The following is a 22,184-nucleotide window of genomic DNA, read 5'->3' on the forward strand; positions in this document are numbered from 1 at the left end:
TAAAAATTGATCATGGGCAAGACGATTACCGAGAAGATTAGTGAAGCGCACATAGTCACCGGTAGATTCATTCCGGGCGTCGAACTTGGTATCAGAATCGATCAAACACTGACGCAGGATGCCACAGGGACGATGGCCTATCTACAGTTCGAGTCAATGAACATCCCGCGGGTCAGGACGGAGTTGTCGGTAAGCTATATTGATCACAATACCATTCAAATCGGGTTTGAAAATGCGGATGACCACAGGTACCTGCAAACTGTCGCACAGAAGTACGGAATATACCTGTCGCGGGCAGGGAATGGGATTTGTCACCAGGTGCACTTAGAACGGTTTGGAAAACCGGGGAAAACCCTCCTTGGCTCTGACAGCCACACCCCCACAGGGGGAGCAATGGGCATGCTGGCCATCGGGGCAGGCGGCCTTGATGTAGCCCTGTCGATGGCGGGGGAGCCCTTCTTCCTTACGTGCCCTAAAATAGTCAGGATCAATCTTATCGGTACACTCCCCCCCTGGATCTCTGCCAAGGATATCATCCTGAAGGTTCTTGAGATATTTACGACAAAAGGAAACGTCGGGTGCGTTTTTGAATACGGGGGAGACGGTACGGCAACCCTGTCCGTACCGGAAAGGGCGACAATCGCGAACATGGGAGCGGAATGCGGTGTAACGAGTTCTGTTTTTCCGAGCGATGAAATGACAAGGATTTTTTTAAAAGCCCAGCAGCGGGACGGCGACTGGCAGGAATTAAGAGCCGACCCTGATGCGGAATATGAACGGATCGTTGATATCAACCTCTCTGAACTGGTTCCCCTCACCGCAAGACCGCACAGCCCGGATAATATCAGCACCGTGAGAGATGCAGGGAAAATTGAGGTGAACCAGGTTTGCATCGGAAGCTGTACGAATTCATCCTATAAAGACCTGGTAACGGTCGCGAAGATTTTAAAAGGAAAAGCGGTTCACCCAGGGGTCAGCTTTATCATCGCCCCGGGCTCAAGACAGGTTTTGGAAAATCTTGCCGAAGAGGGTTATCTTGCAGACCTCATCCGGGCAGGGGCACGGCTTATGGAAACTGCTTGCGGATTCTGCATCGGCAACGGCCAGAGTCCGCAGACAAAAAGTGTATCTCTCCGGACATCGAACAGGAATTTCGTAGGCAGGTCAGGCACATTTGACGCGGAAGTTTATCTTGTAAGCCCGGAAACTGCGGCAGCCGCAGTTATTACCGGCAGATTCACCGATCCCCGTGACCTCAGCATCAGCTATCCTGAAGTGAGAATGCCCGAACGGTTCACCATTGATGACAGTATGATCATGAAGCCCGAAGACACCAGGGATCCATCCTCCATAGAAATCTACAGGGGCCCCAATATCGGCGCCCCTCCCAGGAATGACCCCTTTCCCGATGTGATTAACGGTGAAGTAACGATCAAGGTTGGGGATAAAATCACCACCGATCATATCATCCCCGCCGGCAAACGAATGAAATATCGATCAAACATACCCAAGTATTCAGAGTACTTTTTTGAAATTCTGGATGGGCATTTCTATAAACGTGCCCGAAAAATTCAGAATAAGGGAAGGCACAACATCATTGTCGCCGGGCTTTCATACGGGCAGGGTTCGTCGAGAGAACATGCTGCGATATGCCCGATGTTTCTTAGTGTGAAAGCAGTTATTGCGAAGTCCTTCGAGAGAATCCATTCAGCGAACCTGATCAACTTCGGTATCCTCCCCCTCACCTTTCAAGACGAAGGAGACTACGACCGCATCAACCAGGGGGACAGCCTTGAGATACCGGATGTCAGAGAAATCATCGAGGCAAACAGCACAATGATCGTAAAAAATGTCTCCGGGGGTGTATCATTTGAGGTCAGTTACGCTCTTTCCGACAGGCAGAAAAGGATACTGCTCGCAGGCGGCGCACTTAATCTGAGGCACACCTGATACATTCTGAAATCTCTGGAAATAGTCACTTTGCCATTTCGACTGAGAGCCCGTGTTCTAAAACGACCTCCTTAATTCGAATATAACCGAATTAGATGAAAGTCACGGAGACCGATCATGCACCATTCCGCGGATTCCGTGTCGTGACATTTGAAATCAATCTCAACGTTAGAGGAAACGAAATGTTTCAGTGTTTAAAAAGAGTAACTTACCGGGTTTCAGATATTGAAAAAGCAAAAAATTGGTATCGCACAATTCTCGATACAGAACCCACTTTTGATTCACCCTTTGCTGTGGTTTTTCCAATTGGAAATTCCGGTTTAGTCCTTACTCCAAATGCAAATTCCCCATCAAACAGCGATGACACTGTTGTGGCCTATTGGGGGATTGATGATATTGATTTTGCGTATAAAAAGCTGCTTCAATTTGGCGCGGCTCCGCATACTGAAATTCATTCTGTTTTCGGTACAAGGGTAGCAACTGTATTAGATCCGTTTGGCAACATTTTGGGGATAATAACCACAAACGTAGATGCAAAAAAGAGGTCTGTTGAACAACAACCCTCAGAAACAGCTCTGGGGGCTGTCTTTTTGCGTACTCTTGCTTCTATTGATGAGAGAGAAGAGATTCGAGGCAATGATACCATCGCAGAAATATTTCTCACTGAGAGTCAAAGAATACGCCTGAAAGACCCCGCTGTAAGGAAATGGGTGATGAAAAACCCTCCCGGTATGTACGAATACTTAATTGCCCGCACAGCCTTCTTTGACGATATTGTAGAACAGGCCCTGCGGGAAAATATTCCTCAAATCGTATTTCTGGGAGCGGGATACGATAGCAGACCCTATCGTTTCAAGGACCTTATCAAAGAAACCAGGGTCTTTGAATTAGATATCCACACTACTCAGCAACGTAAAAAGGAATTATTGCATCAAGCAAATATTTCACTACCGGAACAACTCATTTTTGTTTCCATCAATTTTAACAAAGACACCCTTAGAGATGTTTTATTTCAGGCAGGTTATGATAAAAATCAAAAATCACTTTTTGTCTGGGAGGGCGTCACATATTACCTGCCGGCCAGGGTTGTTGATGATACCCTGAATTTTATCAGGTCGAATTCACCTTCCGGCAGCACTATTTGCTTTGACTATAGTTCTCGATGGCCTGAGATGTTGGATTCATTTGGAGTGAGAGAATTAATGGAATTTATGAAACGTAATCATCCCGGTGAACCTACCCAATTCGGAATAGAGAAAGGGAAAATAGTATCTTTTTTGTCAGATAGGGGATATAAAATTATTGATCATCTGGAAGCATTGGATATGGAAAGGTTGTATCTAACACTCCGTGGCGGTTCATCTGTTGGGAAAGTGCCGGCCCTTCTCTGTTTTGTGAGCGCAGCGGTCTTAGATTAAATTCATTAATTTGTAGTCGAATTGACTTGACACCCAAGAACATCTTCCCCTATATTTCATAACACCGGAAGGAAATTCATATCAAAAAATAAAAATCTTCAAGCGAGAAAACAATGCCGTTGATGGAGAAGATAAAGGTCAGGGGTACCATCGTCGAGATAGATGGCGATGAAATGACCAGAATAATGTGGAAGATGGTTAAGGACAAACTGCTTCTTCCCTATCTTGCGATGGACATTGAATACTACGATCTTCACATCGCAAACCGTGATGCAACCGATGACCGGGTTACGATCGACGCAGCCAGGGCCATTATGAGGCATGGTATAGGAGTCAAATGTGCGACGATCACCCCGAATGAAGACCGGGTCAGTGAATACAATCTCAGGCAGCTATGGAAAAGTCCGAATGGAACGATCAGGGCTATGCTCGACGGAACGGTATTCAGGAAGCCGATTCCCGTAAAAAATATCCGCCCGTCCGTTTCCACGTGGAAGAAACCCATCACCATAGGAAGGCATGCCTACGGCGATGTTTACAGCAATACTGAGATGCGCATACCCTCTCCGGGAAAGGCAGAGATTGTTTTTACGCCCGATGGAGGAGGCCCGCCGGTCAGACACACCATCAAGGAATTCACAGGCCCGGGGATTGTCCAGGGCATCCACAATACCGACGAGTCCATAGAAAGTTTCGCTAAAGCCTGCTTTACCTTTGCCCTCGATCAGAAAATCGATCTATGGTTCAGCACCAAGGATACCATCTCCAAAACCTACGACGCCCGGTTCAGGGATATATTTGAGGAAGAATACGAGAAGAACTGGAAGGAAAAATTCGCACATTCCGGTATCTCATATTTTTTTACCCTCATCGATGATGCGGTGGCCCGAATCATAAAGTCGGAGGGAGGTATCCTCTGGGCCCTTAAAAACTATGACGGCGACGTGATGTCCGACATGATCGCGGCGGCAAACGGAAGCCTTGCCATGATGACATCCGTCCTCGTCTCTCCTCACGGCTCCTTCGAGTATGAAGCCGCCCACGGCACGGTACAGAAACACTACTACAAACACCTCAGGGGGGAGGAAACATCCACAAACTCCATGGCTCTCATCTTCGCATGGTCAGGGTGTTTACGCAAGCGCGGCGAGCTTGATTCCACCCCGGAGGTGGTTTCATTTGCAGACAAACTTGAAGAAGCAGCCATTTTAACCGTGACCTCCGGGATCATGACCGGTGATCTCCTCCTTGTAGCAGACAAGAACCCCAACAATATAAAAGTGCATACGGAAGGATTCATTGATGCCATTGCTGAAAACCTTCGAAAAAAACTTCTCTGTTAAACCGAACCTGAAAGACATGTCTCTCGAGGAGATCGAAGTCTTTATCTCGCATTTCGGCAAGGAGAAATACCGGGCGCGTCAGCTCATGAAGTGGCTCTACCAGTTGAACGCCGGATCCTTTGAGGAAATGACGAACCTTTCTAAGGCCTTCCGTATCCAGATACAAGAACTGGCCAGAATCGCAGACCCGGAGATTGAAAGAACACAGATTTCAAAGGACGGCACGAAAAAAATCCTCTTTAGACTGGAAGACGGTCTTTTTATCGAGAGTGTCCTCATTTCGGGGAAAAATCACTGGACAATTTGCGTTTCCACACAGGCCGGATGCCGGATGGGGTGCACATTCTGCATGACCGGCAAGCAGGGTTTTAAAAGAAATCTCCTCCCCTCGGAAATCACCGGACAGATAACCATGCTCCGGACCAGCATGCCGGAAGGAGACAATATCAAAAACATCGTGATGATGGGGATGGGAGAACCCCTGGCCAACTATGAAAATACCGTCAAGGCAATCAGGATAATCACTTCCGACTTCGGATTTGGTTTTTCAAACAGGAAGATCACCGTATCCACCTGCGGGGTTGCGCCGATGATCGGGCAACTGGGAAAAGATATCTGCGTCAACCTCGCCATTTCCTTGAACGCACCGGATAATAAAACACGGGATATGCTCATGCCTATTAACAGGACATATCCACTTAAAATACTGCTTGACGCTTGCCGGAACTATCCCATGCCCGGGCGGAGAATGCTCACCTTTGAATATATCCTGATCGCGGGCATTAATGATTCTCCCGAAGATGCCCGGAAGCTGGCACTTCTTCTCAAAGGGATCAGATGCAAGCTCAACCTGATCGCTTTTAATGAATATCCCGGCTCCACCTTCAGAACTCCTTCAGAGGAGAAAATTAAAGCGTTTCAGCACGTCCTTCTCAACCACCACTACACATCGATCATCCGGGCAAGCAAGGGAAGCGACATCTTAGCGGCCTGCGGTCAGTTAAGCGGGCAAGCCAACGAAAGGGGGTGATAAAAAACATCCGGCTGTCTTAAATTAGGAATGACTGTATGTATGGCGTATGTTTGCGTGTATTTTTATTAACTACATGAGGATCAAAAGGAGGGACCTTATATGCCTGAAGTCTTCAAAGATTATGTCAAAAACAAGTTCAAAAAACCGGCGCCCCTTAAGGGAATCAGGGTAGTAGAGGTCTGTACTCTGCTCTTCGGACCGGCCGGTCCGTCATTTCTCGCCGAAATGGGAGCCGAAGTGATCAAGATCGAATTACCCCCTGCAGGAGATGTGACCCGTTCCCTGAACCCCTTCGGTTGGTTTTACAAGGAACAGGGGCCCATGTTCATCCACATCAACCCATCGAAATATTACATGGCGCTGGATCTCCACATCGACATAGCGCAGAATATCTTCAAAGAGCTTTGCGCAAAAGCGGACATTGTCGAGTTCAACCTCCGCCCCGCGGTAACGAATCGATGGAACATCGGTTATGAAGATATCAAGAAAGTAAACCCCGGTATTATTTACATTGAAAAGAACGGATTCGGCCAGTGGGGCCGTTATGCCGAGGAGGACCGCCCATCTAACGACGGTGCGGCCCAGGCCCTTTCCGGCTATGCCTGGTTATCCAGTTTTCCGAACCGGCCCCCGCTCAAGCAGAGCATCTGGATCTGCGACGTCTACGGGGCCATGATGGGAGAGGTTGCGGTGCTGGCGGCTCTCCATCATAGGAAAAAAACGGGAAAAGGACAGTATATCGAAATGTCCCAGAGCGAGAATATCATGCGCGCCATGGGGTGGGTATGGCCCTACCAGCAGATGACAGGCAAGGGAGCGGAACCTTCGGGAAACAGAGACCAGTGTATCTGCCCTGCCGATACATTCCTCTGTAAAGACGGAAACTTTGCGGCTCTTGCGGCTCCGGCGCCGGATGAATTCAAGGGACTCTGTACGGCTATAGGTAAGCTGGAATTGGCTGAAGATCCCAGATTTAAGGATCATGCGACCCGGCTTAAAGATGAAAATGCCCTGACCATCCTTAAAATCATTGCCGACTGGGCAGTCACCAAAACGGCCGACGAGATTGAAAACCTTGGCAAGCACCACGGTTTCGCGGCGAGCCGGCTTCACACCGCCAAGGATGAATTTGAGGATACCCACCGCAGGGACCGTGGCTTCATCAAAGAGATCGACGACCCCCTCTACGGGAAGTACGTGGATCACGAATTCCCCGTAATGATGTCAAAAACCCCGCCGAAACACCGCTGGGGTGTCAGACCCGTCGGTTTTGATAACGACTACATCATGACGAAGATTCTCGGGAGGAACCAGATCCAGCTCAACGAACTCTATGCACACGGGGTACTGGGAAAATGGAAGGACCAGCAGGGTCGCAGGCCGCCCTCAGATTGGGACGGACAATCAGGCGCTATATTAAGGAGGTGATAAGCCATGGCAGATTACAAAAGAGCAAAATGGGCGGACTGGGCGGACCACATCAGGTCACTGGACGATCCGGCGAAGACCTTCGAGAAACCTGAAGCTCTGGACGACCTTGTGGTAATCGATATAAGTTCACGGAGTATGGCAGGGTGCTACTGTTCTTCACTGCTTGCCGAACTCGGCGCAGAGACCATTCGTATAGAGACGCCGGGAGGCGATCTGGTCAGGACCTATTCTCCAAACGGGATCATGGTGAAAGATACGGGCCTTGCATATCTCCAGGAGGGAAGAAACAAGTACCATATAACATTGAACCTGGAAACGGAAGAAGGAAGGGACATCCTCAGATCCCTTGTCGGTCAGGCGGACATCCTGATTGAGACCTATCCTGCAGGGATCATGGATGAGTGGGGAATCGGCTATGAAGAGCTTTCCGCGATCAATCCCCGCCTCATTTTTACATCCATTTCCACCTTCGGCCAGTTTGGCCCGGAGAGTGGAAGAAAACAGTATGATTATGACAACGTATCCCAGGCCCGCTCCAGCATACAGTATGCGACGGGAGAGGTTTTGCCGGAAGGGAAAACCGTGGAAGAAATGCCGTACGCAGTTCCCACAAAAGCGGGACCCTGGATTGCGTGGTCTGTCTCCGGTACTTACGCGGCTATGGGCGTCCTGGCGGCCCTCTATTATAGAGACCTGACAGGGGAAGGCCAGGCCATCGATGTATCCACCCCGGAAGCCTATGGCCGCCTGAACGATTACCAACTCATGTGGTACGGCGAAGGCGGAGTTATCAACGAGCGCTTCGGTAGTCTTGACACGGCTTTATGGCTGTATGGTTTTTATCCGACTAAAGACGGCGGTGTCTTCCTCGGCGGTCTCCGTTTGGAGATGTGGAAGGCCTTCGTGGATATGATAGGAAAATACGATGAGTGGAAAGCCGAGGAATGGACTACCCTTGCGCCTTTCATGAAAAAAGACTGGCAGCTCAAATATCAGTCTATGATCGATCCATTAACTTCACAGTACACGAGTGAGGAACTCACAAAAAAATCGGTTGAATACGCGAAAAGCGGCCGGTTGGCGCCTATCACTCCGGTCGTGGCGGAGATCATGTCACCCTGGAAAGCGATGCACGATGAAACCTGGCTGGATCGGGGAATGTTCACACCGGTTCAGGATCCTGTCTACGGCTCTGTGCTGTGCGCCCAGGCGCAGTGGAAGGCGACGGAGACGCCGCCCCGAACCAAATGGGTATGCCGGCCTGTCGGTTACGACAACGGATTTATTTATCTGAAGTATCTTGGATATGGTCCGGTAAAACTGAAAGAACTGGCAACTAATGGTATTGTCTAAATAAATTACCAATCAAAAACTGGTTGAAGCGATGTTCCGGCCGGAATTGTATCCTCACCGGCCGGAACATGAGGTTCCGTATAAGCCACTTCAGAAAATAAGGGACATTACTTTACTGATATATCCAACACCTCCCTGACCCTCTGAGATAAGGACATAACGGTGAAAGGCTTCTGGATGAAGGCCCGACAACCCCTTTCCATGATCTTGTTCGCCTGACCGTTTAAAGCATATCCACTGGAGAGGATCACCTTAATATCGGGATTGATTTCCTTGAGATGGTCAAAGGTTTCCCCACCCCCCATTTCCGGCATGATCATGTCAAGAATAACGAGGTCAATCTCTTCTTGCTTCGCACTGTAAGCATTTATGGCTTCCCTGCCTCTCCCGGCTGTATGAACTTTGTAACCAAGACTCTCCAGCATTTCCCTGGTAACCGCAAGGATCATTTCTTCGTCGTCAATGATAAGAACGGTCTCCTTCCCCGTTAAGAATGTATCAGATACCTTCCTTTCCCGTATCACCTCTTTCTCCGAAGCGGGGAGATATAGGTTAAAGGTCGTTCCCTGACCTTTTTCACTGTAAACATTGATGATTCCTTTGTGACCCTTGATAATGCCATAGACCGTTGCAAGACCGAGTCCGGTTCCCCTGCCCATTTCCTTCGTGGTAAAGAAGGGTTCAAATATCCTCGCCCTGGTTTTCTCATCCATCCCTGTACCCGTGTCCGTTACGGATATTTTCACATACTTTCCGGGAGCTACGGAAGAAGCTTTTGCATAGTTTTCATCCAGGACTATATTGGCGGTCTCCAGGTAGAGCTCTCCGCCTCCCGCCATGGCCTGCCAGGCGTTGACATAAAGATTCAGGAGTACCTGCTCGATCTGCCCCCGGTCAACCTCCACCGGCCAGAGGTCTTCCTGGTATTTCTGGTGAATCGCTATCTCCTTCCTTGTCCTCCCGAACATGGTTGAGGTTTTCCTGACCACCTCATTTAAGTCTGTAGGTCTGATCTCATATCTTCCTCCCCGGGCAAATCCGAGGAGTTGCCCTGTCAGATCAGACCCGCTTTTGACCTGTTCCTCTATGCTTTTGAGCTTCTTGTAATAAGGATCACCAACATCAGAATCTAAAAGTATTAACGATGCGTATCCCTGGATTCCCATGAGAAGATTGTTAATATCATGGGCAATGCCCCCTGCCAGTGTCCCGATCGCCTCCATTTTTTGGGCATGGAGGAGCCCCCTCTCCAATTTCTCCTTTTCTTCTTCAGCCTTCTTGCCTTCAGTAACATCTTCAAGGGTCTCTATAGCGCCGACCACATTCCCCTGAGATTCCCTGATACCTACTGAGGTAAATCGCAGCCATTTCCCTCCTCCGACCATATCCGGGAAGTAATCTAAACCCTCATACGCATCTGCCACTAACTTTGATTTTTTATACTTTTCCGAATACCAATGTGGGATTGTTTCCAGGGATTCATCGACCAGCAAATCCGCCATACAGGGTCTTTCTTCTTTGTAGAACGCCCTCCAGTGTTGGGTTGTGCCAACTACTTCTTCAGCTATTATGCTGCTGAGTTTTTCCAGCGCCGTATTCCAATATATGATTCTGTGGTCTTTTCCGATGACAAAGGTAGGAATAGCGGAGCCCTGGATAACTTTGTACAATCTCTGTTCACTCTCCCTGAGCTTTTCTTCTGCACGGATCCGTTCAGTAATGTCACGGTTCGTACCCCTGTAACCGACTGTTTTCCCCTCAGCATTAATTAACGGCAAACCCGTAGCCTCTATGTAAATCTGGTACCCATCCCGATGAAGCCTTCTACTGACAATGCGGAAAAATGCTTCATCTTTGTCAAAAAAGCCCTTTAATTCATGCCTGTGTTCTTCTCTTTCTTCGGGAATAAAGAAATCATAGTAATGCTTTCCTATTATCTCTTCCGGCTCATAGCCGAGGATCTGCTTCACGGCCTGACTGGAATAGATGTACCGTCCTTCCCTGTCGGTCTGCCAGATCCAGTCCTGAGAACTCTGTGCCACCTGCTGAAACCGCTCTTCACTACTCCGGACAGCTTCCGCAGATCTGACAGTCTGATACGTGACGGCGAGGGGTATAATAATAAGAAGGCATACGACAAGCGTTACTATCACGCCGACTGACTTATATATCGTGATGCTGTCCGTCGGGGTCATGAGTATAATCGACCATCCTTCGGGATCAATGACCTTACGTGAGGCGAGGTATGAAGTCCCCTGTAATGTGACTTCCGTTTTGTCAATAACTTCCTTTGGCATGACCGGATCGAATGGTTTTTCACCAAATTGTTTGGATGTAAGCAACTCCCGCTCGATTGCTTGATTTATCGGCCAGAGACTCTTCATGAGCAAATCCGGCTTGCTGGAGAGGAAAATTATACCGTGCTGATTGACGACGAAACAATAGGGGTAACTGCTCAACTGACGTTCCATCTCATCGAGATCCCTCTTCATCGCGACAACGCCAACAATCCTGTCTTTACCGTCCCGGACAGGAAAGCTCGCGTAAAAACCTCTCTTCAATGAAGTAATACCCAGGGCAAAGTAACGGCCCGGGTTGCCGTTCATCGCCTGTGTGAAATACGGGCGAAATTGGTAGGATTTTCCAACGAAGCTGTCCGGATCGTTACGGTTGGAAGAAGCAACAGTCACCCCCGTGCTGTCGATAAGATAACTGACGGAGGCATCCAAGGCTGTGTTATACCTGTCTAACGCTGAGTTTGCCTGCACGATATCATGGTTCTTGCGTGAAATCAATGCCGAGACGATCCAGGGAGAACCTGCCATGGCCTTGACGGCTCCTTCAATCTTTTTCAACTCATCAGTCAGATGGGTTGAGCGTATTGATAGTGCAGATTCGTTGCCCCCGATTATTTCCTGCCTGGCTTTGTCGCCTAAATAAACCGTTACAAACCATCCGGCGACAACAACGGCAGAAAGAAGAATCAGGTGGATTATCATCCAGCGATACCGCAAAAGCCCACTTTCATGAGAAATGAGACGCATTACCCATTGTTCCTTAATGATTATAGTGATTTACAAATTATAATAACAAACTACGACGCATTCGTAAGGAGCAAAAATTCCTGTCACTCCCGCCCCCGACAAGAGCATTCGAGGGCAGGCTCCGGCGGGAGTCCAAAACTATTTAATATTACTGGATTTTCGCCTTCGCGGGAATGACAATTTGAGGCGAATCCGACATTTTACGAAATCATTAACTATGAATTTTACTTCTAAGATTTCAGAGCTTTAGCTTCAATGAGTATATTTCAGGAGTCTTGATTGAAAACTGACGATTCTATTTTTTGATTTTTGATTCTTTTTTCACTTCCTCCTGGGCAAGCCGTTTCTTTGTTTCAACAATAAAGTAATTCACTTTATAATCCAGACCAATGTTCGCATAATCGCGTGCGATTGTTTCAAATCTCTTCAGAGCGGCTTTATATTGCTTCCTCTTGAAATAAAATTCCCCCACGTAGAACTCGTGTTCCCCAAGCCTCTTTTTACATTCTCTGAGTATCTTCTCCGCCATGAAAGAAAATTTACTGCCTGGAAACCGTGCAATAAGCCTTTCAAATTCTTTTCTGGCCTTAGCAGTCTCGGTCTGGTCCCGGTCTATGGTATACATCTGATTATAGTGACACATACCAAGCTGATACATTGCGTAGGGAATATTCTCATTCGTTGGATGAAGGTTTATAAAATCATTATATGCCATCTCGGCTTCACCATACTCTTCATCACTGAAATAAGAATCAGCAATCCCCATTTCAGCAAGAATGGCAAGCTTGCTCAGAGGATGCTCATCCCTTAGCCTTTGAAAATTTTCGATTGCCTTTTTGTAACGGCCATCCTGATATGCCTCAAATCCTCTCTGATAAAGCGCCTCGGGGGTGATTTTCGTTCTGTCGCCACGCCCCCATAGGTCCTTCCACCAGCCGCATCCGGACAGGGAGAATATGGCAATAAAGACAAAAATTAAAACTGTTTTTTTACCGCGTATTCCTTCGATCATTGATTACAGAGCCTTTTTCACCAATTCTTCAAGACGATCTTTAGGCACAAGTCCCACGACCTTATCCAGGGCATTGCCATTCTTGAAGAGGACAATGGTCGGTATGCTCATTACACCGTAGACTGTCGCGGTTTTGGGATTGTCGTCAATATTGAGTTTTGCAACCTTTACGCGGTCTTTGTATACTTCTGCCAAGTCTTCAACAACCGGCCCTATTGCCCTGCAGGGGCCGCACCATGGCGCCCAGAAGTCAACAAGAACAGGCTTTTCCGATTTGATAACCTCCTGTTCAAAATTATCGTCACTCACGTGAACTAAAAATTCCTCTTTACCCATACGAAATTCTCCTTATCACTATTGTTGGGGATTATATGGCATAGAGAAGCAAATAATGTCAAATGCTATTTAATTATGGCCCTGTCCGTTTGACAGACCAACGTGAATCTGCTATAAGAACGCACATCAATTACAGGAGTCTCGCAGGAAAATCAAATGGAACCTCTTGGCGTCATCTCTGGTATTATTCTTCTGCAGCGAAAAGGCATCTTCGACAATCTGGAAGAAAGAGAAATGGTAACGGAGTTCGGCAAGGTGCTTCTTTTCTTTTCAGAGACCATTGCATTCATACCAAGACACGGTAAAGACCCCCAACACCACATTCTCCCTCACCTGATTAATCATCAGGCCAATCTGAAGGCGTTAAAGGACCTTAACATCAAAGAGGTCATCGGTATCAACTCTACAGGGTCTCTTAAGCCAAACCTTAAACCCGGTATGATCGCCGTGCCGGATGACTTTATCATGGTATCCGGAACACCAACGGCAGTTCACGGAGCAGCCTTCCATATCACACCAAAGCTCAGTTTTGAAGTCCGGCAGAAATGGATCGAGGCGTCCCGAGACTGCGGAATTGATGTCGTAAATGGAGGAACATACTGGCAAACAACAGGTCCGAGGCTTGAGACCAAGGCTGAGATCATGATGATGTCCCAATTTGCCGATCTTGTCGGGATGACAATGGCAAGCGAGGCGGTGGTTGCACAGGAATTAGGCCTGTCTTATGCTTCCTTATGTTCCGTAGATAATTATGGGCATGGTCTTGGAGAAAAGGAATTGACGGTAGATGAAATACTGCTGCATGCCCGGAGAAATGCTGATATCATATTTAAAATTGTCACGAGATACATCGAAAGGAGAACGCAATGAAATTTTCCACGAAAGGTGATGGCGGGGAAACAAGTTTATTAGGCGGGCAGAGAGTCCCGAAATACGATGCACGACCGGAGACTTACGGAACATTAGATGAGGCAAGCTCTGCACTTGGTGTTGCCAGAGCTTCAACAAAAAACCAAAATATCAAAGACGTTATCCTCAGCGTGCAGAAAGACTTGCTCACCATGGGCGCGGAGCTTTCCAGTCAACCGGAAGATACATCGAAGCTTACTCACAGAATCGGCGAAGGAGATGTTCGGCGCCTGGAAAAAATCATTGATGAGCTGCAGGATACTATCACTTTAAAGAACGAATTTATCTACCCGGGGGAAACCCCTGTTTCAGCCCAGATCGATGTGGGCAGAACCATTATAAGAAGGGCGGAAAGGAAAGCTGCCAGGCTTAAGGATGACGGACTCATCCACAATGCTGATATTCACAAATATCTCAACAGATTAGCGGATATGCTCTTTGTGCTTGCGCGGTATGAAGAGCAGAACGGATAACGTCAAAAGGCCCCCAGTTGACAAGGCTTTACCTTAATCTTTAAGGCCTCGCATACCGATGAGACTTCCATTTTCGGAATGCCGAATCTTTCAGCAATATTCCAGGCAGCCGCACAGGGAAGGCGGTTGTTTACCAGATCGCTGCGTATGGCCCTCTCCAGTTCGCCGGGGATGATTAAAGCGGGTGTAACAACGATTTTTTCCGTACTGTAACCGAAAAGTCCCAACTGGCATTTGCCGAGCCGAATCTCCATCAGATCAAGAGTAACGCCAACCTCCTGCATCGTCACGTGTAAATCGCCGGCAATATCGCTGGAATCAGCACATGTAATTATTCTATCGACGGCTTTCTTCTCCACTGCCTGTGCAATTTTTGCATTGACCGTAACATCGGACGAATGTTTCGCTTTATAATTTCCTGCATCACTGTGAGTCATTTGTCTCTTCTCAACCCCCTGCTTTCATCTATTCTTTTCTGTTATCGATAACCCGGACCGCTTTGCCTTCACTTATGGGAAGGCTCCTCGGCTCGACCAGGTTAACTTTCGGTGTAATCAAAATGTCCGCTTTCAATTCATCAACGATCCTTTTTTTTAAATTTTCAAGCTGTTTTAAATCACCGTCAAAGAATTCCTTCTGTACCTCCACCTTGACAATCATATCATCATCATACCCTTCCCTTTCCAGAATAATGACAAAGTTAGTCCCCACGCCGGGTATCTCCATCAGCTTCTTTTCGATCTGGATGGGATAAATATTGACCCCCTTGAGAATCATCATATCATCGGTTCTTCCTTTGATACGGTCGATCCTCCGGTGAGTTCTCCCACATTCACACGGTCCGGGGATAATACGTGTCAGATCCTTTGTCCGATATCTGATAACGGGCATACCCTCCCTCATCAGGGTGGTCAAGACAAGTTCTCCCTCTTGCCCATCAGAAACGGGTTTAAGGGTTATTGGATCGATGATCTCCACAAAATAATGATCTTCCCAGATATGCATCCCGTTCTGATAGGGACATTCAAAAGACACCCCCGGCCCATTCATCTCGGAAAGGCCGTAGGAATTGTATGCTTTCAGCCCGTAAATCTCCTCAATTACTTTTCTCATCTTTTCAGAATGCGGTTCAGCCCCGATAAAAGCGATCCTTAGTTTTGTATCTTTCCTGGGATCAACCTTTAATTCCTCAAAAACCCTTGAGAGATGAAGGGCATAGCTCGGTATTATATGGATAACCGTTGTCTCAAAATCACGCATCAGTTGAATCTGACGTTTGCTATTGCCCGCCCCTGACGGTATTACCAGAGCCCCAACTTTTTCGGCGGCATAGTGAAAACCAAGACCGCCCGTGAAAAGACCGTACGTCATCATGTTCTGGAAGACATCGTCCTTTCTCATGCCCGCCATATAGATGCAGCGGGCCAAGACATTCGTCCATGCCTGGATGTCGCTTGCTGTATGAAATACTACCGTAGCCCGGCCGGTCGTTCCTGAAGACACATGCATTCTGATCAATTCAGACTTTGGAACAGCAAGAAGACCATACGGCCAGTTTTCTCTCAAATCATCCTTTGTGGTAAAAGGAATCTTTTTGATAACATCAAGAGAGTCTATCTGTTCCGTATCCAGTCCAATGTCCCGGAAAAGTTTTCCATAATAGATGGATTTCTTCGCATTTTTGACGATCTCCTTAAATTGTGCGAGCTGGAAGGCCTCCAGCGTTGCTCGATCCATCGTTTCAATATCTTTTTCCCAGTACATATCAGGCCTCCATGGTTCTCTCGGGTGTCACTCTTACAATTCGTTCAAAGTTTTATCAAGGCAAATCTATCAATAACTGCATTAACCAATCTTTTAGACCTTGTAAACGGACACACCGGGGTAGAGAGGATTTTTTTGTTGCAACATGGAGTGATAAACTTGTATAGACAGCTAAAAATTTACCGTGAGTAGAAATTTGCGCGACTTCACCAGAACAGATAACCTCTCAGACAGGATAAAAAGCAGAAAACTCCAGGGCATCGCCGAAAAGGTCGTGAAGGGAGTACCGGTGAATGAGTCCGATACTCTTATCATGCTTGCCACACACGACATTCTGGAACTGGGATTGATCGCCCATTTCCTTAAGACAAAACTGCATGGCGATGCTGTCTATTACAGTGTTAATATGAATCTCAATTATACCAATGTCTGCGAGTTGCGCTGCCCATTGTGCGCCTTTTCGCGTTCGGAGGATGCTGCTGATGCATTCACCCTCACCCTGGACGAGATTGAGATCAAGGTAAGAAATGCGGCATCCTGCGGCATCGATGAGGTGCATATTGTAGGCGGTCTCAACCCGAAACTGAAGATCGACTACTTTTTAGAGATGCTAAGAAGGATAAAGTCCATCAAGCCGGATATATTCATCGTCGCCTTTACCGCGGTCGAGTATGACTATTTCGCCCGGATCAATAACCTCCCCCTGGAGGAGGTATTTATTCTGATGAAATCGGCTGGCGTGGGCGCCCTTCCCGGAGGAGGGGCAGAGATTTTTGCCCCGGAAATACGGGAGGTTATCGCCCCGAAGAAGATATCCGGAACGCGCTGGCTCGAGGTCATGCGCACCGCGCACAGGCTCGGATTGAAGACAAACGCCACGCTGCTCCATAACCACATTGAACGACCTGTCGATATCGCGGATCACCTGTTACAGATCAGAGCCCTTCAGGAGGAGACCGGAGGGTTCAAGACCTTTGTGCCGCTGGCCTACCACGACACCAATACGGATGTTCGTTCCCGACGGTCTGAGACCACCGGTTTTGGAGATATCCGCCTGTATGCTGCGAGCCGCATCGTCCTTAACAACGTTCCGCACCTGAAAGCCCTGTGGATGTATGTCGGGGAGAAGATGGCGCAGACACTCCTCCATTTCGGCGTCGATGATCTCGGCGGAACCTACCACCATGAAAAGATAGTACACGCGGCAGGAGCGTCCACACCCGACAGCGGAAGCGAGTCACACCTGCGAAGACTTATCGAGCTCTCAGGACTGAACCCGGTGAGGGCGGCTGCCAATTACGAAACGAGGAACACGCAATGAAGTTAGGCTACATCGATTACCTGAACTGCTATCCCTTCTACTACCACATGTTCGAGATCAGCCCCCTTCCGGATGTGCAGATATTTCCCCGCTACCCCAGTGAACTGAATCGGTTGATGGTAAAAGGGGAACTCGACATGAGCCCGATTTCCGCGGCAGCATACGCCGAGCTAGAACAAGAGGTGGTGCTCCTTCCCGATTTCTGTCTCAGCTCAGTTGGATACGTGCATTCGGTAATCCTGAAAAGCCTCGTCCCCATTGAAGAGCTGGACAAAAAAAGAGTCGGGCTCTCCAGTGCATCGCTGACCTCCGTGGTGTTCCTGAAAATTCTCCTCGGAAGCTACTACTCTCTTGAACCGGTCTATGTGGCGACAGGCCCCAACCCCTCCCTGAAAGATCAAGAGCTCGATGCCGCCCTTGTCATCGGCAATGAGGCGATGACACAGGGAGTTTCTCCCTATACCTACGATCTCGGCGATCTGTGGTTGAGAAAGACGGGGTATCCCGTGGTATTCGCCGTATTCGCCATCCGGAAATCGGCCATTGAGAAAAATCTCTCAACAATCGGGGCTGTCGTTGACTCCTACCACCAATCGCTGGCCTGCCTTGATCATAACCGGAAAACACTGATTCAAAAAGCGGAAGAAAGATACCCCTCCGTCAAATGGGACATCGACTCGTACTACCAGTCGCTGGAGTACACATTCACTTCCGAATTGAAGGGTGCACTGAATTTTTACCTCCGTCTCGCCGGTGAACTGGGCCTCCTCAAAAAAGTGAATGCCGTAAAATATATGGACCTTTTTGTGACAAAAGTGGAGCCAGGGCAAGCGCCGCAGGCCGGAGTTTTTCTATGAATGACCTTAAGGAAAAAATCTACGCGAGAAAGCGCATCAGCTCCGAGGAGGCCGTCGGTCTTTTCTCCTGGGATATTCTCGAGCTCGGCATGGCCGCGGATTATAGGACAAGGCTTGCATCCACTGATGATAAGGTGGGCTTTATCGTAGACCGTATCATCAACTTTACCAATGTCTGCGCGGCATCATGCGCATTTTGCGCCTACCATGCGCGGGCGGGGCAGATCGAACCGTATGAACTTCCCCTCGACGATATCCTGCGTAAGGTGGAGGAACTGACGGCCATGGGCGGCACGCAGGTCATGCTCCAGGGCGGTCTGCATCCGGACTACACCCTGGATTTCTATACTACTATGGTAGCGACCGTCAAAAAATATTTCCCCGATGTCTATCTCCACTCCTTTTCACCGGCGGAGCTGGTCCATATTGCCCGCCGGGGAGGCCTTTCGCTCGATGATGTGGTACAAAGGCTGAAAACGGCCGGGCTTGATTCCGTTCCGGGAGCTTCGGATCTCCTTGTGGACAGGATTCGCAGCAAGGTGAGTCCCGGAAAGCTTACGAAAGGAGAATGGCGCACGGTCATGGATACACTCTCGCGTCATGGCATGAAATCGAGCGCCACCATGACCTACGGCATGGGCGAAACCCTTGAGGAGCGAATCGCCCACCTTGAAGTCGTGCGCGCCGTGCAGGACAAAACCGGGATACTCCGCGCCTTTATTCCCTGGTCCTTTTCCCCTGCGCGGACACGCATGGAGAATATGCAGCCTGCAACCGGAATCGACTATCTCAGGATTGTGGCAATTTCACGCATCTTCCTGGACAATATAACATATATCCAGGCGGGATGGCTTACCGAAGGCATGAAACTGGCGCAGATCGCGCTGGCGATGGGCGCCAATGATATGGGCGGCGTGCTCACGGAAGAGGTGGTGGTGAAGGCCACCGGTATCAAGACCAGAACCAATATGGCGGAACTCATTGACGTCATCAGAGACGCGGGCAGGATTCCCGTCCAGCGGGATTCGGAGTATCGTGAGATAAGGACGTTCCAATGAATATAGACGTTGCCTTTTCCCCGTGTCCGAACGATACCTTTATCTTCCATGCATTGATCCATGGGTGCATCGATACTGCCCCCTTCCGTTTCACACCCCGTATCGCGGATGTCGAGGAATTAAATACCCTGGCCTTTGCCGGAACCTACCCCGTCACCAAACTCTCTTTTTATGCATATTTGCTGCTTAAGGATCAGTACGAACTGTTAGATGCGGGATCGGCCCTCGGGTACGGGTGCGGACCGATCCTGGTCGCAAAGAAACCGCTTGTATCCTTTGAGGATGCCCGGATCGCCGTGCCCGGGCGCTATACCACCGCGTACCTGCTTCTCCAGCTCTGGGAGAGGGGATGCAGGCATATAGAGTTCACGCGGTTTGATCAAATCCTGCCCGGAATTGCCGGGGGCATGTACGATGCGGGGCTCATTATCCATGAAGGAAGGTTTGTATACCCTGCATACAACTGTATAAAGATCGTCGATCTCGGCGAGTGGTGGGAGGCGCAGACCGGTCTGCCGATTCCCCTGGGATGCGTTACTGTCCGCAGGGATATATCGCGGCACAAGGACGCCGTCGAATCCCTGCTTAAGGCATCGGTCGCCCATGCCATGAATAAGCCGGCAGCCTCCAGAGACTTCATTAAATTGCATGCTCAGGAACTCGATGATCAGGTGATCTCGGACCATATCTCGCTCTACGTGAACGACTTCACCCTCTCACTGGGCGAGACGGGCAGGAGAGCGATTAAAACCCTGGAGGAGATGGCACAATGTCAGGCGATCCTGTAATCGGGCTGGTAATCGCTACCATGCTGGAGGCGGAACCTTTCATCAGCGGATTTTCTCTTACGGAATGCGAAACGGAACCTTTCACAGTCTATGGAAGAGACCGCATATATCTCATTATTTCAGGAATCGGCAAGGCGAACGCCGCCATGGCCTGCGCCTACCTTATCCAGCGCTATCGTCCGGTGTGCCTCTGCAATGCAGGCGCGGCGGGGGCTGTCAGTGCATCATACCGGCTTGGGGAATGCCGTCACATCACGAAGGTTATCGAGCCCGACCGGCCGGAGCTTAGGACAGGCGTCTACCATACTCATATCCCGGATGTTATAGACGGATTTCCGACCGCCATCCTGGCCACGCAGGACAAGCCTGTGCGCGACTCCGCCGAAAGGCAGAGGATCGCCCCGGACGCCCAACTTGTCGATATGGAGGGGGCATCCGTGGTACAGGCATGCAGGAAATTTCACACGAAGTGTTATCTCTTCAAATTTGTCAGCGATACACCGGATCATATAGAAAGCCGCGATATCGAAAAGAATATCGTACTTTGCCGGGATTCGTTCTTCCATTTTTTCCGTGACAAGGTGTTGCCACAACTGAAATAAACCCGATGCGTAATTTTGTCTTGTTTCAGTAAGGAGCTAAAATCCTTGATATTTACATGGATGAAGAATATACTCCTAAAAATAGGAGTATATGAAATTTATTAACAGTTTTCCCTCTTTTTGTCTCTCGTTGTGGAGGAATTATGGAAGGAAAGAAGAGAAATAGTAAGGGCGAGAGGTGAAATTGCTTTTGTATGGAAGGATGGGACAAAATTCATTGGGGAATGTTCTTCCACAATATTCACTGACAAGAGTGGGCGCGAAAGGACAAGCATGATTATCCGCGATATCACTGCGCAGAAGACTGCCGAGCAGGCACAGCGGGAGGCTAATAAGCATCTTAACGCATTAATCGAAGCGATACCTGATATGATATTTTTCAAGAATGTACAGGGCAGGTATCTTATCGTCAATAAAAGATATTTAGATAAAAAATATGAGGATTATATGACATCAGCGAGTTATCCACAGCCGCGCCTGCCTTGCTTCAGAGAGGCAGCAGGCACGGCTGTGGATAACTCTTATTAGGGGAAGATAAGCCGTTTTTTTATTATCAACTTGATAATAAACAATATTTTACAATAATGATAAGAAACTTTTGATGATTCGTCTCAACATACGGGGGGTAACCCGATGGAAGATCAATCCAAGACAAAAAAGGTTTTGATCCAGGAACTGGATTCTCTAAGGCAGAGAATTGCAGAGTTGGAGCAATCGGAATTAGAGCGTCAGCAGGCGGAGAAAACGCTGCACGACTTCGAGAGACGACTACGGTTAGTGTTTGAGCATTCATCGGATGTTATATACACCCTGGATTGTGATTTTAGAGTGACCAGCGTATCACCCTCTGTAGAACGGTATCTTGGCTATCGCACAGAGGAACTCGTTGGAAAACCATTTAATGACATTAACGTGTTAGCGCCGGAGTCCCTTGAGGCTGCGTTTAAAGATGCCCTTCAGACTCTCGCCGGGGGTACCGTGCCCACGGCTGAATATGTCTTTATCCGGAAGGACGGTTCGAGGGTAATAGGTGAGGTAAGCGGTTCACCCTTAGTGGAAGACGGCAAAATCGTAGGATTGATATCTGTTGCACGCAACATCACCGACCGCAAGCGGGCGGAGGGAGCGCTGCGGGATAATGAAACCAAACTACAGGCAATCTTCAATGCAGTAGGGACCGGTATTCTCATTATTGACAGGGACACTCAGATAATTATTGAAGCGAATCAGACTGCCATAGAAATGACCGGGCTGACCAAAGAGAGGATTATAGGACAGATCTGTCACTCATTGGTTTGTCCTGCCCAGGCAGGCAAATGTCCGGTCAAAGATCTCGGTCAAAGTGTCGATAACTCTGAACGCAAGCTCATCCATGCTGATGGACATCTTAAAGACATCCTGAAAACCGTTTATCCTATTACCATCAAAGGAAGGGATTGTTATGTTGAAAGTTTTATCGATATCACCGACCGCAAGCGGGCTGAGGAAGCGC

20 protein-coding genes are annotated in these 22,184 nt (G+C 48.5%); 15 read left to right on the plus strand and 5 right to left on the minus strand.

What is annotated here, in order from left to right:
- The first annotated feature begins 12 nt into the window (after positions 1-12).
- The 6 genes from NTW12_04740 (at position 13) to NTW12_04765 (ending at position 8,528) form a co-directional block, all read left to right on the plus strand.
- A complete protein-coding gene (locus tag NTW12_04740) occupies positions 13-1,950 on the plus strand; it encodes an aconitate hydratase (GenBank protein MCX5845652.1) in 1,938 nt (645 codons plus the stop codon).
- Positions 1,951-2,093: 143 nt separating this feature from the next.
- Positions 2,094-3,368 carry an SAM-dependent methyltransferase gene (locus tag NTW12_04745; protein ID MCX5845653.1) on the plus strand — a complete coding sequence of 425 codons (1,275 nt, stop codon included), beginning with the start codon at positions 2,094-2,096 and terminating at the stop codon, positions 3,366-3,368.
- A 122-nt stretch (positions 3,369-3,490) separates the two neighbouring features.
- Entirely contained in the window at positions 3,491-4,711 is a 1,221-nt protein-coding gene (locus NTW12_04750; protein ID MCX5845654.1) for an NADP-dependent isocitrate dehydrogenase, read from the plus strand.
- Complete coding sequence (gene rlmN, locus NTW12_04755; protein MCX5845655.1) at positions 4,671-5,741, plus strand: 23S rRNA (adenine(2503)-C(2))-methyltransferase RlmN; 1,071 nt, start codon at positions 4,671-4,673, stop codon at positions 5,739-5,741. Before NTW12_04750 ends, rlmN begins: the two co-directional genes overlap by 41 nt.
- A 102-nt stretch (positions 5,742-5,843) precedes the next feature.
- Complete coding sequence (locus NTW12_04760; protein ID MCX5845656.1) at positions 5,844-7,172, plus strand: CoA transferase; 1,329 nt, start codon at positions 5,844-5,846, stop codon at positions 7,170-7,172.
- Between the two features lie 6 nt (positions 7,173-7,178).
- Positions 7,179-8,528, plus strand: a complete 1,350-nt coding sequence (locus NTW12_04765; protein ID MCX5845657.1) for a CoA transferase — start codon at positions 7,179-7,181, stop codon at positions 8,526-8,528.
- A gap of 107 nt (positions 8,529-8,635) precedes the next feature.
- On the opposite strand, the gene NTW12_04770 is transcribed toward NTW12_04765, so the two are convergent.
- The 3 genes from NTW12_04770 to trxA form a co-directional block, all read right to left on the minus strand.
- Complete coding sequence (locus NTW12_04770) at positions 8,636-11,572, minus strand: PAS domain S-box protein (GenBank protein ID MCX5845658.1); 2,937 nt, start codon at positions 11,570-11,572, stop codon at positions 8,636-8,638.
- 295 nt (positions 11,573-11,867) lie between these two features.
- The gene (locus tag NTW12_04775; GenBank protein MCX5845659.1) at positions 11,868-12,584 is read right to left on the minus strand and encodes an outer membrane protein assembly factor BamD; all 717 of its coding nucleotides are present in this window, start codon (positions 12,582-12,584) and stop codon (positions 11,868-11,870) included.
- A 3-nt stretch (positions 12,585-12,587) separates the two neighbouring features.
- Positions 12,588-12,920, minus strand: a complete 333-nt coding sequence (gene trxA, locus NTW12_04780; GenBank protein MCX5845660.1) for a thioredoxin — start codon at positions 12,918-12,920, stop codon at positions 12,588-12,590.
- Positions 12,921-13,076: 156 nt separating this feature from the next.
- Between trxA and NTW12_04785 the strand changes: the two genes are divergently transcribed.
- Together NTW12_04785 and NTW12_04790 are read left to right on the plus strand one after the other, a co-directional pair.
- Positions 13,077-13,790 carry an MTAP family purine nucleoside phosphorylase gene (locus NTW12_04785; protein MCX5845661.1) on the plus strand — a complete coding sequence of 238 codons (714 nt, stop codon included), beginning with the start codon at positions 13,077-13,079 and terminating at the stop codon, positions 13,788-13,790.
- A complete protein-coding gene (locus tag NTW12_04790; GenBank protein ID MCX5845662.1) occupies positions 13,787-14,302 on the plus strand; it encodes a cob(I)yrinic acid a,c-diamide adenosyltransferase in 516 nt (171 codons plus the stop codon). The genes NTW12_04785 and NTW12_04790 overlap by 4 nt, the downstream gene beginning before the upstream one ends.
- Positions 14,303-14,304: 2 nt before the next feature.
- Here the strand turns inward: NTW12_04790 and NTW12_04795 are convergent, their stop codons facing one another.
- Together NTW12_04795 and NTW12_04800 are read right to left on the minus strand one after the other, a co-directional pair.
- Positions 14,305-14,739 carry a hypothetical protein gene (locus NTW12_04795; GenBank protein MCX5845663.1) on the minus strand — a complete coding sequence of 145 codons (435 nt, stop codon included), beginning with the start codon at positions 14,737-14,739 and terminating at the stop codon, positions 14,305-14,307.
- A 28-nt stretch (positions 14,740-14,767) separates the two neighbouring features.
- A complete protein-coding gene (locus NTW12_04800) occupies positions 14,768-16,066 on the minus strand; it encodes a phenylacetate--CoA ligase (protein ID MCX5845664.1) in 1,299 nt (432 codons plus the stop codon).
- Positions 16,067-16,262: 196 nt separating this feature from the next.
- Between NTW12_04800 and NTW12_04805 the strand changes: the two genes are divergently transcribed.
- The 7 genes from NTW12_04805 to NTW12_04835 form a co-directional block, all read left to right on the plus strand.
- On the plus strand, positions 16,263-17,387 hold the full coding sequence (locus NTW12_04805; protein ID MCX5845665.1) for a CofH family radical SAM protein: 1,125 nt from the start codon (positions 16,263-16,265) through the stop codon (positions 17,385-17,387).
- Positions 17,384-18,244, plus strand: coding sequence for a menaquinone biosynthesis protein (locus NTW12_04810; protein MCX5845666.1), 861 nt, complete (start codon positions 17,384-17,386; stop codon positions 18,242-18,244). The genes NTW12_04805 and NTW12_04810 overlap by 4 nt, the downstream gene beginning before the upstream one ends.
- A complete protein-coding gene (locus tag NTW12_04815; GenBank protein MCX5845667.1) occupies positions 18,241-19,302 on the plus strand; it encodes a CofH family radical SAM protein in 1,062 nt (353 codons plus the stop codon). Before NTW12_04810 ends, NTW12_04815 begins: the two co-directional genes overlap by 4 nt.
- Positions 19,299-20,090 carry a 1,4-dihydroxy-6-naphthoate synthase gene (locus NTW12_04820; GenBank protein MCX5845668.1) on the plus strand — a complete coding sequence of 264 codons (792 nt, stop codon included), beginning with the start codon at positions 19,299-19,301 and terminating at the stop codon, positions 20,088-20,090. Before NTW12_04815 ends, NTW12_04820 begins: the two co-directional genes overlap by 4 nt.
- Positions 20,072-20,692 carry a hypothetical protein gene (locus NTW12_04825; protein MCX5845669.1) on the plus strand — a complete coding sequence of 207 codons (621 nt, stop codon included), beginning with the start codon at positions 20,072-20,074 and terminating at the stop codon, positions 20,690-20,692. Before NTW12_04820 ends, NTW12_04825 begins: the two co-directional genes overlap by 19 nt.
- Before the next feature lie 132 nt (positions 20,693-20,824).
- Entirely contained in the window at positions 20,825-21,220 is a 396-nt protein-coding gene (locus NTW12_04830) for a PAS domain-containing protein (GenBank protein MCX5845670.1), read from the plus strand.
- Between the two features lie 105 nt (positions 21,221-21,325).
- Positions 21,326-22,184: PAS domain S-box protein (locus NTW12_04835; GenBank protein MCX5845671.1), on the plus strand; the 859-nt coding region annotated here is incomplete at its 3' end.

This window comes from Deltaproteobacteria bacterium (assembly GCA_026388545.1).
In the GTDB taxonomy this organism is placed as follows: Bacteria; Desulfobacterota; Syntrophia; order Syntrophales; family UBA2185; genus JAPLJS01.